The organism is Paraburkholderia fungorum (assembly GCF_900099835.1).
In the GTDB taxonomy this organism is placed as follows: domain Bacteria; phylum Pseudomonadota; class Gammaproteobacteria; order Burkholderiales; family Burkholderiaceae; genus Paraburkholderia; species Paraburkholderia fungorum_A.
This window is the reverse complement of record NZ_FNKP01000001.1, coordinates 1,178,789-1,191,093: the sequence shown is the minus strand read 5'-3', so window position 1 is coordinate 1,191,093 and position 12,305 is coordinate 1,178,789. Positions and strand designations below refer to the sequence as shown.

Below are 12,305 nucleotides of genomic sequence, written 5' to 3'. Positions count from 1 at the left end.
GCTGAAGCTCCTCAATCGGACGAAACGGGCTGCGCAGCGGCGGAAGTCCGGGCGGCTGCGACGGGGTCGGTGGATGCGTCGGTGCTGCGGCCCGGCGCGGGATGTTTGCCGTAGAACGGTGTTTTTTTGAGAGCAAGCCGCACCGCCTGCCAATGAATTCTCACGACGACGCCAACACTCAGCAGCGGCTGGCGGATCAGCGCGGCGAATGCGCTCGCGCGAGTGAGCGGCGTCAGGCGGCCGGACAACGCAGTGCGGATCAGCAGACCGTCCGCGTCGTGGTAATCGATCGCGACGGACGAGCGGTCAGCCCCCTCCTTCACGCGAAACGTATAGCTTCCTTCCACGCGACAAAACGGCGAGACGTGCAGCACTTTCCGGCATTCGAGCGGGGTGTCGACGGTGATCGGCGCGTTGTTTTCTGCGCTGAGCAGATAGCTGTGGCGCGCGCCGAAGGTGTTGCGCACCTCGGCGAGCAGCGCGCGGAGTTGTCCGTTGCGGTCGTGGCAAAACCAGAAGCTGATCGGGTTGAACGCGTAGCCGAACACGCGCGGGAAGGCCTGCAGCCAGATCTTGCCGTCCGCTTCGCCGATGCCTGCTGCGGAAAGTTGTTCGCGCATCCACGTAGCGAGTTCGCTGCCGTCGCGTGGGCCGTGATCGCGCCGATACAGACTCAACGGACGCCAGCGGTCGATACCGAACCAGCCGCTGTCGAGCGAATCGAGACGGTCCAGGTCGCAGCGCACGTAGAACACGGGGTACGTGAACCGGTGATGCGCCGGGCGCACGCGTTCGTGCATGACCTGGCCGGTCAGGAGCCAGGCGTCGGGCGTTGCGCTGACGGCTGCGTTAGCGTCGGCCGGCGTCATAGTTGCGCCCATGTCGGTGCCGCGTTGAAATCGGCGGCCACGCGCAGCGCCGATTTCAGACCGTCCTCGTGAAAACCGTAACCCGTCCACGCGCCCGCGAACCATGTCCGCCGCTGGCCTTGCAGCGACGGCAGACGATGCTGCGCGTCGATCGCGGCGAGATCGAACAGCGGGTGGTCGTAGTGAAAGCGGCGCAACTCGGTGCCCGGCGCGGGCGGCGTCACCGGATTGAGCGTGATGACTAGCGGCGTGCTGAACGGCAACGGCTGCAACTGATTGACCAGATAGCTGACGCACACCGGCCGCGTGCCGTCGACACCCTGCCGCCCCAGGTAATTCCACGCCGACCACACCCGCTGACGACGCGGCAGCAGCGACGTATCCGTATGCAGCACAGCAACGTTCGGCTGATAACGCACGGCGCCGAGCACGCTGCGCTCATCCTCACCGGCGTCTTCCAGCAGACGCAGCGTGGTCGGCGCGTGCGTGGCGAGCACCAGCGCGTCGAAGCGCTCGGTGCCGTCGTCGGTATAGACGCTGACGCCCTCGTCGTCGCGTCGCACGCCACGCACCGGCGTGCCGATCCGGACATCGTCGAGCGTGCCGACAATGCGTTTCACATACTCACGTCCGCCGCCGAGCACGGTCCGCCATTGCGGCCGCCGGTTCACCTGCAACAGCGCGTGATTCAGGCAGAAGCGCAGGAAGGTGGTGGCCGGGAACGCGAGGATGTCGGCGGTCGCGCTCGACCAGATCGCGGCGGCCATCGGCAGCAGATAGTGGCGCTGGAACGCGCCGCCGTAGCCGCCCGCCGTCAGCAGTTCGCCCATCGACGCGCGCGATTGCGTCGCCAGTTCGAGGTTCTGCTCGGCGCTGCCGTTAAAACGCATGATGTCGCGCAACATGCCGATGAAGGTCGGCGAAAACAGGTTGCTTCGCTGCGCGAAAACCGTGTTCAGACTGGTGCCGGCCCATTCGAGACGGCCTTCGTCGAGCGAGACCGAGAAGGTCATGTCGCTCGGATGCGACTGCACGCCGAGCTCGCCGAACAGCGCGATCAGGTTCGGATAGGTGCGGTCGTTGAAGACGAGGAAGCCGGTGTCGACGGGATGCGTGTGACCGTCGAGTGTGACGTCGACGGTATTGGTATGGCCGCCCGCGTAATCCGCCGATTCGAACAGCGTGACCTGATGCTCGCGGGCCAGCAGATAGGCGCTGGCCAAACCCGAGATGCCCGCGCCGATGACCGCGACCCGCGAGCCGCGCGGAAGTTGAGGCGGAGATACGGATTGATGATGCATGAGCGCGTCTCCCGTTTGGGGTCGCGCGGTTAGTTTGTGGGTTTGGCGAGGCGTGCGCGTCCTTGAGGGGAATTACGCAGCGGCGACGAAAATGGATGCAGCAGGACGGTGACGGAAAGCTCTAGCGAGCTGCGGCAACAAACAGTCGCCAAAGAGCCGGACCACAAAGCAAAAACCCCGCAGAACTTTCGCTCTGCGGGGTTTTTTAATTTGGCGGAAAGGGTGGGATTCGAACCCACGGTACGGGAAAACCGTACGCCTGATTTCGAGTCAGGTACATTCGACCACTCTGCCACCTTTCCGGTTTTTCCAACTCGTAGCCGGTAAGCTACTTCGTCAGATTCAAGCGGGTCGTTGCTTGAGAGAGAAAGATTATAGAACACTCATTTCTCTTTTCCAAGCCCTTCGTCGAAAATTTTTGAAGAAACCTGGAAATGGGTCACGGCGGGACCGCCACGCTCACGCAAGTCGCGGCCCTTGCATCGATCACGCAGCCGGCACTTCCAGCTTCTCGATGCCGCCGAGGTAAGGCCGCAATGCCGCCGGCACGGTCACCGAGCCATCCGCGTTCTGGAAGTTCTCCAGCACCGCGACCAGCGTACGGCCGACAGCCAGACCCGACCCGTTCAGCGTATGCAGCAGTTCCGGCTTGCCCTGCGCATTGCGGAAACGCGCCTGCATCCGGCGAGCCTGGAACGACTCGGTGTTCGAACAGCTCGAAATCTCGCGGAACGTGTTCTGCGCAGGCACCCACACTTCGATGTCGTAAGTCTTCGCTGCCGAGAAGCCCATGTCGCCGGTACATAGCGTGATCACGCGATACGGCAGTTCCAGCTTCTGCAGAATCGTCTCCGCATGGCCGACCATTTCTTCCAGCGCGGCATACGACGCTTCCGGCGCGACGATCTGCACCATCTCGACCTTGTCGAACTGATGCTGACGGATCAGGCCACGCGTGTCGCGGCCATACGAACCCGCTTCCGAGCGGAAGCACGGCGAATGTGCGGTCAGCTTGATCGGCAGCGCGTCCGCTTCGACGATGCTGTCGCGCACCGTGTTCGTCAGCGAAATTTCCGACGTGGAGATCAGGTACTGCGTGACCGTGTTCTCGTCACCGCCCTTCTCGACGCGGAACATGTCGTCGGCGAATTTCGGCAACTGGCCGGTGCCGTACAGAATTTCCGGATTCACGATATACGGCGTGTACACCTCGGTATAGCCGTGGTGCAGCGTATGCGTGTCGATCATGAATTGCGCGAGCGCGCGATGCAGCCGCGCAATCTGGCCGCGCAACATCGTGAAGCGCGCGCCCGACAGCTTCGCGCCCGTTTCGAAATCGAGACCGAGCGGCGCGCCGACATCGACGTGATCCTTCACCTCGAAATCGAACTGACGCGGCGTGCCCCAGCGGCGCACTTCCACATTGCCCGACTCGTCGGTGCCGACCGGCACGCCTTCGTGCGCAAGATTCGGCACGCCGAGCAGCAGGTCCGACAGACGCTTCTGGATATCGTCGAGCTTTGCCGCCGACGCCTTCATTTCGTCGCCGATACCGCCGACTTCGGCCATCACCGCCGACGTGTCTTCGCCCCGCCCCTTCATCGCGCCGATCTGCTTCGACAGGCTGTTGCGGCGTGCCTGCATTTCTTCGGTACGGGTCTGGGTATCGCGGCGTTCCGCTTCGAGCGCGGTGAAAGCCGCGACGTCGAGGGTATAGCCGCGGTCGGCGAGGCGTTTGGCGACGCCGTCGAGGTCTTTGCGCAGCAACTGGATGTCGAGCATGGGATGGGACGGGTATTCGTTGTATGAAGGAGGGATTTTAGCGCACCGGCGCGGGCGGCCGGTGCGTTAGATCGTGGACGTGTGCGGATTGCCGACACGTTATGCACAGCGCTGCCCGAAGGTGCGCCGCGTGACGCGCTCGAATGGCTCAGCCTTTTTTCGGCTTGTTCGCGCTGCGCCATTGCGCGTCCAGCTCGGCGAGACGCGCCATCTTGTCGCCGATCTTGCCTTCGAGCCCGCGCGGCGTCGGCTCGTACCAGTGCGGATCGCGCATGTTCTCCGGCAGATAGGTCTCACCGGCGGCATACGCATCGGGCTCGTCGTGCGCATAGCGGTATTCGTGACCGTAGCCGAGTTCCTTCATCAGCTTGGTCGGCGCGTTTCGCAGATGCACCGGCACGCCGCGCGACTGATCCTTGCCGACAAAACGCCGCGCTTCGTTATACGCGTTGTAACCGGCGTTCGACTTCGGCGCGACCGCCAGATAGATGATCGCCTGCGCCAGCGCCAGCTCGCCTTCCGGCGTGCCGAGGCGCTCGTAGGTTTCGGCGGCGTCGAGCGCGATGCGCGCGGCGCGCGGGTCGGCGAGACCGATGTCTTCCCACGCCATCCGCACGATACGGCGCGCGAGATAACGCGGGTCCGCGCCGCCGTCGAGCATCCGGCAGAACCAGTACAGCGCGCCGTCCGGGCTGCTGCCGCGGACCGATTTATGCAGCGCGCTGATCTGATCGTAAAATGCGTCGCCGCCTTTGTCGAAGCGGCGCAGGTTTTCCGCGAGCGCACTGCCGAGTAATGGGCCGTCGATCTCGGTGGTCTTCTGCTGCGCAGCCGCGCGCGCGACGATTTCGAGGTTGTTCAGCAGCTTGCGGCCGTCGCCGTCGGCGGAGCCGATCAGCGCGTCGCGCGCTTCGTCGGTGAACGTGAGGCCGCCGAGTTCCTGCTGCGCACGGTCGAGCAATTCGCGCTGCTCGTCGTCGGTCAGGCTTTTCAGCACGTAGACGGCCGCTCGCGACAGCAACGCGCTGTTCACTTCGAACGACGGATTCTCAGTCGTCGCGCCGACGAACACGAACAGCCCCGACTCGACGTGCGGCAAGAACGCGTCCTGCTGGCTCTTGTTGAAACGATGCACTTCGTCGACGAAGACCAGCGTCTGGTGCCCGTTCGCGCGATGAATCTGCGCGGTTTCGACGGCTTCGCGGATATCCTTCACGCCCGACAGCACCGCCGACAACGCGATGAACTCGGCGTGAAACGCGTCGGCCATGAGCCGCGCGAGCGTGGTTTTGCCGACGCCCGGCGGGCCCCAGAGGATCATCGAATGCGCTTCGCCGGATTCGAACGCAACCCGCAGCGGCTTGTTCGGGCCGAGCAGATGCTTCTGGCCGATCACTTCGTCGATATTGCGGGGCCGCAGGCGTTCGGCGAGCGGAACATTGGCACGGGTTTCTTCAAACATGACGTTTTGGGGATAATCTCGGCTTTCCGGACGCGGTCCGTACGATGGCGGCGTGCTGCCGGATGAGCTCAAAGCGGCGCCACGAGGCGCGGGCAACGTCCTGCATTATGACAGCGACGGCCGCCGGGCGAAGGCGGCAAGGCGCGGCCGGACGATTCGGCAAGGTTCTGATCAGCCATTCCGGGCGAAATTCCGTTGGAATTTCACGCGGATTTCGACGACAGGACAAGCCTGTTGAAAGGCAAACAGCCCCGGCTGCAACGCCGCGCGGCGGTATCGGCGCGGGTCGCCGGGACCGGCAGTATCGAGACACAGAACACGTAGCATTCAACCTAGCAAGCAACAGCAACACAAACAGCAACAGGGACAAGACCAGATGGCACAAGATCCTCTCGCCGGCGACGCCGGTTCCACCTACGCGCCGCTCACGCCGGTGCCCGACGCGCGTCGCGCGTTCCGTACCGGCGACGCATTCGCGCTCTGGTTTTCGCTCGGCATCGGCCTGCTGGTCGCGCAGGCGGGCGCGCTGCTGGTGCCGGGGCTGTCGTTGCCGCATGCGCTGCTGGCGATCGTAATCGGCAGCGTGATCGGCGTCGTGCTGCTGGCGCTGGTCGGCGTGATCGGCACGGACACCGGGCTCGCGGCGATGTCGTCGCTGCGTCCCACGCTCGGCGTGCGCGGCGCGTCGATCCCGTCCGTGCTGAACGCGGTGCAACTGGTCGGCTGGGGTTCGTTCGAAGTGATCGTGATGCGCGATTCCGCCGACGCACTCGCCAAGCAGTCGTTCGGCCTCTCGATGCCGCTGATCTGGACCGTCGTCTTCGGTCTGCTCGCAACCTTGCTCGCCATCAGCGGCCCGCTGTCGTTCGTGCGGCGTTTTCTGCGCACGTGGGGCATCTGGCTGCTGCTCGCGGGCGCCGCGTGGCTCACGTGGAATCTGCTCGCGAAGCACGATCTGGCTGAATTGATGCGCCGTCCGGGTACGGGCGACATGTCGTTCGGCGGTGCAATCGATCTGGTCGTGGCCATGCCGCTGTCGTGGCTGCCGCTGATCGCCGATTACACGCGCTTCGGCAAACGCCCCGGCGAAACCTTCCGCGGCACGCTGCTCGGCTATGGCATCGCGAACATCTGGTTCTACGCGCTCGGCGCGATCTACGGCCTCGCCGCAGGCGGCGGCGACGCGCTGCTGACCGGCGCGCTCGCGCAAGCGGGCGGCGGCCTTGCGCTGCTGCTGATCCTGATCGACGAAATCGACAACGCGTTCGCCGATATTCACTCTGCTGCCGTGTCGACCGGCACGTTCTGGACGCGCGGTAGTGTGCCGATGCTGTCGGCGGCATTCGGCGCGCTGTGCACGCTGATCGCGCTGTTGATCCCGATGGCGAAGTATCAAAACTTTTTGCTGCTGATCGGCTCGGTGTTCGCTCCGCTGTTCGGCGTGGTGCTGATGGATCACTTCATCGTGCGCAAACGCCGTATCGAAGCTGCGGCGCTCGCCGATGTGCGCGGACGTTATGGCTTCTCGGGCGGCTGGCACCTGAGCGCGTTCATCGCTTGGGCGATCGGGATTGCCTCGTACCAGGTGATCAACCAGTGGCTGCCGAATCTCGGCGCGACGCTGCCGTCGCTCGTGATCGGCGCGCTGTGTTATCTCGCGTTCGTGTCGACGCGCAAGGCGGCGTACGCGTGAGTTTTGGCGTTGTAGTCTGACGGACGTTGGAGTGAAAAAGGCCTGCATTTGCAGGCCTTTTCTTATTTTGACGCGGCCGCTTGAAGCGCGCACTTCATGGTGTCTTCGAGCATGAACGAACAGCGCGCCGGGTACGCCGTCAACAATAAGAGGCGCAAAAAAACCGCGCCTGAAAGCGCGGTTTTCCCGGTCACACAAAAGCAGCGCGCTGCTTATCCGTTGATCACATCCGCGCCCTTCGGCACCGTGAACTTGAACGCATCGGCCGGCAGCGGCGGGTTCTTCTGGATATTCGAGAACGTCAGCAACGTGACATTGCCGAACACGTCGTGCAATTCCATTGCTTCGAGATTGCCGTCCTTGAAGCCAATGCCGACGGTCTGGAACTGCGTGTCCTTCGCTTTCGGCGTCAATTCGAGCCAGTCGATACCGGCCTTCACGCCCGCGTCACGCAGCGTAAAGTTCTTGTCCAGGTCGTTGCTGCCGAACAGGATCGCCGCCGGGCTCGCGCCGAGCGCGCCGCCAAGACTGCGCACCGTCACCTGATTCAGGTCCTTGTCGTACACGTAGAGCTTGTCGCCGTCCGCCTGCAACAGTTGCGCATAGGGCTTCTCGTATTGCCAGATGAACTTGCCGGGACGCGCGAACGTGAACGTGCCGCTCGACGTGCCCGTCTTGTTGATACCCGACGTGGACAGCGCGCCGCTCGCGCCCTGCGCTTTGCTCGGCGCGCGGACTTCCTGCTGCACGAAGGTGCCGCGCGCCGAATGGACCTGCGCGACGAACGCCTTCAACTGTTCGGTGCCGCTTGCGAATGCCTGCGACGCGAACAGCACCGACGCACCGATCGCCACGCTGCCGGCGCTGCGCACCAGCGTCCGAAGAAGCTGGCCAAGGCTGATGGATTGAACACGCGGTCGAGCGTGCTTCTGCGCGAAAAGCTGCATGTAGTTTTCTCCCTTGAATTGAATTCGTTAAACGGTCGCGGTGGACGCTCAGAGGAGCGACTGCCTTAAGGCTGCGCTCGAGTGGCTGTCTGGCGGCTCGTGACCTGGCCCGCGGCTGGTTCGCGGCTAGCCTGTGCGACCGATGGCTCAGACACCGGCCTTGCTCGACAGCTTAGGCGGCGGCCCTTAAGCGGGCCTTATAGGCGGTTTTACCGTGCTCTCTCGCTGCGCGATCTGTGCCCGCAACGGCGAGACACGCAAAGCCGCCACCCGCCGCTTCGCTGCGCCGCCAGCCTCGCAGCGAAACGAAGGCCAAAGACCTATTCCGCTTCCCGTGCCGGCGCGAGAATCTCGCGATTCCCGTTCGACGACATGGCCGACACCACGCCCGAGTTTTCCATCTGCTCGAGCAAACGCGCGGCCCGGTTATAGCCGATGCGCAAATGCCGCTGCACCAGCGAGATCGACGCGCGGCGGTTCTTCAGCACCACGTCGACCGCCTGGTCGTACAACGGGTCCGACTCGGCGTCGGCGCCTCCGGTTCCCCCGGCCGCGCCTTCGTCGCCCTCGCCCGTCACGCCGCCTTCGAGAATGCCCTCGATATAGTTCGGCTCGCCCTGTTCCTTCAGTTTGTCGACGACGCGGTGCACTTCCTCGTCCGATACGAACGCGCCGTGCACCCGCACCGGCATGCCGCTGCCCGGCGGCAGATACAGCATGTCGCCCATGCCCAGCAGCGATTCCGCGCCCTGCTGGTCGAGAATCGTGCGCGAGTCGATCTTCGACGACACCTGGAAGGCCATTCGCGTCGGCACATTGGCCTTGATCAGCCCGGTGATCACATCGACCGACGGACGCTGCGTGGCGAGAATCAGATGCAGCCCCGCCGCGCGGGCCTTCTGCGCGATACGCGCGATCAGTTCCTCGACCTTCTTGCCGACCACCATCATCAGGTCGGCCAGTTCGTCGATCACGATCACGATGTTCGGCAGACGCGCGAGCGGCTCCGGGTCGTCCGGCGTGAGGCTGAACGGATTCGGCAGCTTCTCTTCGCGCTTGGCCGCTTCGTCGATCTTGTTGTTGTAGCCGGCGAGGTTACGCACGCCGAGCTTGCTCATCAGCTTGTAGCGGCGCTCCATTTCGGCGACCGCCCAGTTCAGCGCGTGACCGGCCTGGCGCATATCGGTCACCACCGGACACAGCAGATGCGGAATGCCTTCATAGACGCTCATTTCGAGCATCTTCGGATCGATCAGGATCATGCGGACCTGGTCGGCGCTCGCCTTGTAGAGCAGCGACAGGATCATCGCGTTGATACCCACCGACTTGCCCGAACCGGTCGTGCCCGCCACCAGCAGGTGAGGCATTTTCGCGAGGTCGGCGCACACCGGTTTGCCGCCGATGTCCTTGCCCAGCCCCATGGTGAGCGGCGACGCGGCATCCGCGTACACGGCCGAGCCGAGAATCTCCGACAGGCTCACCGTCTGGCGACGCTGATTGGGCAATTCCAGCGCCATGAAATTCTTGCCCGGAATGGTCTCGACCACGCGGATCGACACCAGCGACAGCGAGCGCGCGAGGTCTTTCGCCAGACCTACAATCTGGCTGCCCTTCACGCCGGTAGCCGGTTCGATTTCGTAACGCGTGACGACCGGCCCCGGATACGCGGCGACCACGCTCACGTCGACGCCGAAGTCCTTGAGCTTTTTCTCGATCAGACGCGACGTGAATTCCAGCGTGTCGGCGGAAATGGTTTCCTGCGCGGCGGGCGCGGCGTCGAGCAGCGAGATGGGCGGGAGCGTGGAATCGCCCGGCAGATCGGTGAACAACGGCACCTGCCGTTCTTTCTCGACGCGCTCCGATTTGACAGGCGTGACGACCGGCGGAACGATCACGACCGGTTCGTGTTCTTCGATTCGCACGCGGCCCTTCTCGACCTTGCCTTCGCGCTTGACCGCCGCCGCTTCGCCGAGCTTGCGGTCGCGGCCGGCTTCACGGCGCAGCTTGGCGAACGTCACCGCGGAAATGATCGACTCGCCGACCTTCTCCGACACCGACAGCCACGAGAAACGGAAATACAGCGACAGGCCGATGGCGAGCGCGATCAACAGTGCGAGCGTGCCGCCCGTGAACCCCAGCGCATGCGACACCCCGCGCGCGACCGCGTCGCCGACCACGCCGCCCTTGACGCCCGGCAACTGCACCTTCAGCGACCACATGCGCAGCGCCTCGATGCCGCTGCACGACAGCAGCACGAGCGCGAACGCGAATGCGTCGGCGAGCCAGCCGACACCGCGCGGCGCGTCGTCCTCACCGTCTTCGTGACGGGTGATGCGGCGGTAGTTGGCGGAAATGTGACGGCCGAGCAGCACGACCCACCAGTAGGTGGACAGACCGAACAGCAGCAGCATGATGTCCGAGGTGCGCGCGCCGAAGCGGCCCGCCCAGTTGGCGATATGGTCGGTCTGCGCGGAATTGGTCCAGCTCGGGTCGTTGCGGCTGTAACTGACGAGCGCCATCAGCAGGAAAACGCCGAGCGCCACCTGCAGTAGCCAGCGGATTTCGGTCAGAAGGCGCGACATGCGGTGCGGCAACGCCTGCGCGCTCGCGGAATAGGGAGCTTTTGCCATTGATCCTGTTGCGTGTGGTGCCGATTCCCGGCGTTTCTGCTAACCGCCTGCCAGCCGGGCGCCAACCGCAAACACGGTCGGAGCCTCGCCCGGCGTGGCTTTGAGCCCGCTTCAGGCTGCTGGGAACTTCGATCCGGCCTATTGTAAACGCAGTGTCTCGCGCAAGGCTGTAAATGACGGTAACTTGGCCGATTGGCCACACACACCGGCCACGAAACAGCGTCGGCAGGCCACCGCCACGCTATCGCCGCGATCGGAAAGCTTCATGGAGCAGCCCGGCGCCCCGCCCTTTATAATGCCGGTCTGATACCCATCTACAGTTTCAGCTCAAGTCGCACGGCATCGCATGGGCGAGCCGGGCGCCGTATAAGGATTCGATCATGCCAGCAACTTCCACGAAACACGCCAAGGTTCTGATTCTCGGTTCGGGCCCCGCCGGCTACACGGCAGCGGTCTACGCGGCGCGCGCCAATCTGTCGCCGGTACTCATTACCGGTATGGCCCAGGGCGGCCAGCTGATGACCACGACCGACGTCGAAAACTGGCCGGCCGACGCCAACGGCGTGCAAGGCCCGGAGCTGATGACGCGCTTTCTGGAGCACGCCGAGCGCTTCAACACCGAAATCATCTTCGACCATATTCATACGGCCAAGCTGGATGAAAAGCCGATCCGCCTGATCGGCGATTCGGGCGAATACACCTGCGACTCGCTGATCATCTCGACCGGCGCATCGGCGCAGTACCTCGGCCTGCCGTCCGAAGAAGCGTTCATGGGCAAGGGCGTGTCGGCTTGCGCCACCTGCGACGGCTTCTTCTACAAGCAGCAACATGTGGCCGTGATCGGCGGCGGCAATACCGCGGTGGAAGAAGCGCTCTACCTGTCGGGCATCGCGAAGAAGGTCACGGTCATTCATCGCCGCGACAAGTTCCGCGCCGAGCCGATCCTGATCGACCGTCTGCTGGCGAAGGAAAAGGAAGGCGTCGTCGAGATCAAGTGGAACCACACGCTCGACGAAGTGACCGGCGATCAATCCGGCGTGACGGGTCTGCGTATCAAGCACACGCAAACCGGCGAAACGACCGACATCGCGTTGCAAGGCCTGTTCGTCGCGATCGGCCACAAGCCGAATACGGACATTTTCGAAGGCCAGGTGGAGATGAAGAACGGCTACATCATCACCAAGGGCGGCCTGAACGGTTTCGCGACCGCGACCAGCGTTCCGGGCGTGTTCGCTGCGGGCGACGTGCAGGACCACGTGTATCGCCAGGCGATCACCAGCGCGGGCACGGGCTGTATGGCCGCGCTCGACGCGCAACGCTATCTGGAAACCATCAACGAGATGGCCGGCGAGCATGCGATGAGCCAGGAAGCCGAGCGTTAATCGGCGGGATTGACGGTGCGCCCCGGCCTGCAACGGCAGGCGCGACGGTAAAATGGCGGTTGGGTTTAGCCCGGCCGCCGGTTTGACAGAAGGCCGCGGCTGAAAAGCTTGCGGCCTTTTTTGCGTGTGTAGTCGCGGGTCGTCGCCTACGGTTGCGGCTTGTGATTGCGGCCTGTGGTTGCGGGTGAGGTCTGCGGTCTGAGGTCTGCGGTCTGCGGTCTGCGGTCTGCGGTCTGCGG

Annotated in this window: 8 protein-coding genes and 1 tRNA gene; 2 read left to right on the top strand and 7 right to left on the bottom strand. The window is 64.1% G+C overall.

Annotated elements, in window-relative coordinates:
- Positions 1 to 11: 11 nt before the first annotated feature.
- The 5 genes from BLS41_RS05275 to BLS41_RS05255 all read right to left on the bottom strand — a co-directional run bounded on the left by BLS41_RS05275 (position 12) and on the right by BLS41_RS05255 (position 5,414).
- Positions 12 to 881, bottom strand: a complete 870-nt coding sequence (locus BLS41_RS05275; protein WP_143026219.1) for a DUF1365 domain-containing protein — start codon at positions 879 to 881, stop codon at positions 12 to 14.
- A complete protein-coding gene (locus BLS41_RS05270; protein ID WP_074763337.1) occupies positions 866 to 2,170 on the bottom strand; it encodes an NAD(P)/FAD-dependent oxidoreductase in 1,305 nt (434 codons plus the stop codon). The genes BLS41_RS05275 and BLS41_RS05270 overlap by 16 nt, the downstream gene beginning before the upstream one ends.
- A gap of 211 nt (positions 2,171 to 2,381) precedes the next feature.
- Positions 2,382 to 2,472 (bottom strand) — tRNA-Ser (locus BLS41_RS05265).
- Positions 2,473 to 2,656: 184 nt separating this feature from the next.
- Positions 2,657 to 3,952, bottom strand: a complete 1,296-nt coding sequence (gene serS / locus BLS41_RS05260) for a serine--tRNA ligase (RefSeq protein ID WP_074763336.1) — start codon at positions 3,950 to 3,952, stop codon at positions 2,657 to 2,659.
- A gap of 148 nt (positions 3,953 to 4,100) precedes the next feature.
- Entirely contained in the window at positions 4,101 to 5,414 is a 1,314-nt protein-coding gene (locus BLS41_RS05255) for a replication-associated recombination protein A (RefSeq protein ID WP_074763335.1), read from the bottom strand.
- A 376-nt stretch (positions 5,415 to 5,790) separates the two neighbouring features.
- Here BLS41_RS05255 and cytX point away from each other — a divergent pair, with 376 nt between their 5' ends.
- Positions 5,791 to 7,107, top strand: a complete 1,317-nt coding sequence (gene cytX, locus BLS41_RS05250) for a putative hydroxymethylpyrimidine transporter CytX (RefSeq protein WP_074763334.1) — start codon at positions 5,791 to 5,793, stop codon at positions 7,105 to 7,107.
- 212 nt (positions 7,108 to 7,319) lie between these two features.
- Here cytX and lolA read toward each other — a convergent pair whose 3' ends face one another.
- Together lolA and BLS41_RS05240 are read right to left on the bottom strand one after the other, a co-directional pair.
- Positions 7,320 to 8,054, bottom strand: a complete 735-nt coding sequence (gene lolA / locus BLS41_RS05245) for an outer membrane lipoprotein chaperone LolA (RefSeq protein ID WP_074763333.1) — start codon at positions 8,052 to 8,054, stop codon at positions 7,320 to 7,322.
- A gap of 320 nt (positions 8,055 to 8,374) precedes the next feature.
- On the bottom strand, positions 8,375 to 10,684 hold the full coding sequence (locus tag BLS41_RS05240; protein ID WP_074763332.1) for a DNA translocase FtsK: 2,310 nt from the start codon (positions 10,682 to 10,684) through the stop codon (positions 8,375 to 8,377).
- Between the two features lie 380 nt (positions 10,685 to 11,064).
- Between BLS41_RS05240 and trxB the strand changes: the two genes are divergently transcribed.
- A complete protein-coding gene (gene trxB / locus BLS41_RS05235) occupies positions 11,065 to 12,066 on the top strand; it encodes a thioredoxin-disulfide reductase (protein ID WP_074763331.1) in 1,002 nt (333 codons plus the stop codon).
- The last annotated feature ends 239 nt before the right edge of the window (positions 12,067 to 12,305 follow it).

Coding starts and splice junctions, on each gene's coding strand:
- BLS41_RS05275 (WP_143026219.1), bottom strand. CDS start 881: ATGGGCGCAACTATGACGCCGGCCGACGCTAACGCAGCCGTCAGCGCA.
- BLS41_RS05270 (WP_074763337.1), bottom strand. CDS start 2,170: ATGCATCATCAATCCGTATCTCCGCCTCAACTTCCGCGCGGCTCGCGG.
- serS (WP_074763336.1), bottom strand. CDS start 3,952: ATGCTCGACATCCAGTTGCTGCGCAAAGACCTCGACGGCGTCGCCAAA.
- BLS41_RS05255 (WP_074763335.1), bottom strand. CDS start 5,414: ATGTTTGAAGAAACCCGTGCCAATGTTCCGCTCGCCGAACGCCTGCGG.
- cytX (WP_074763334.1), top strand. CDS start 5,791: ATGGCACAAGATCCTCTCGCCGGCGACGCCGGTTCCACCTACGCGCCG.
- lolA (WP_074763333.1), bottom strand. CDS start 8,054: ATGCAGCTTTTCGCGCAGAAGCACGCTCGACCGCGTGTTCAATCCATC.
- BLS41_RS05240 (WP_074763332.1), bottom strand. CDS start 10,684: ATGGCAAAAGCTCCCTATTCCGCGAGCGCGCAGGCGTTGCCGCACCGC.
- trxB (WP_074763331.1), top strand. CDS start 11,065: ATGCCAGCAACTTCCACGAAACACGCCAAGGTTCTGATTCTCGGTTCG.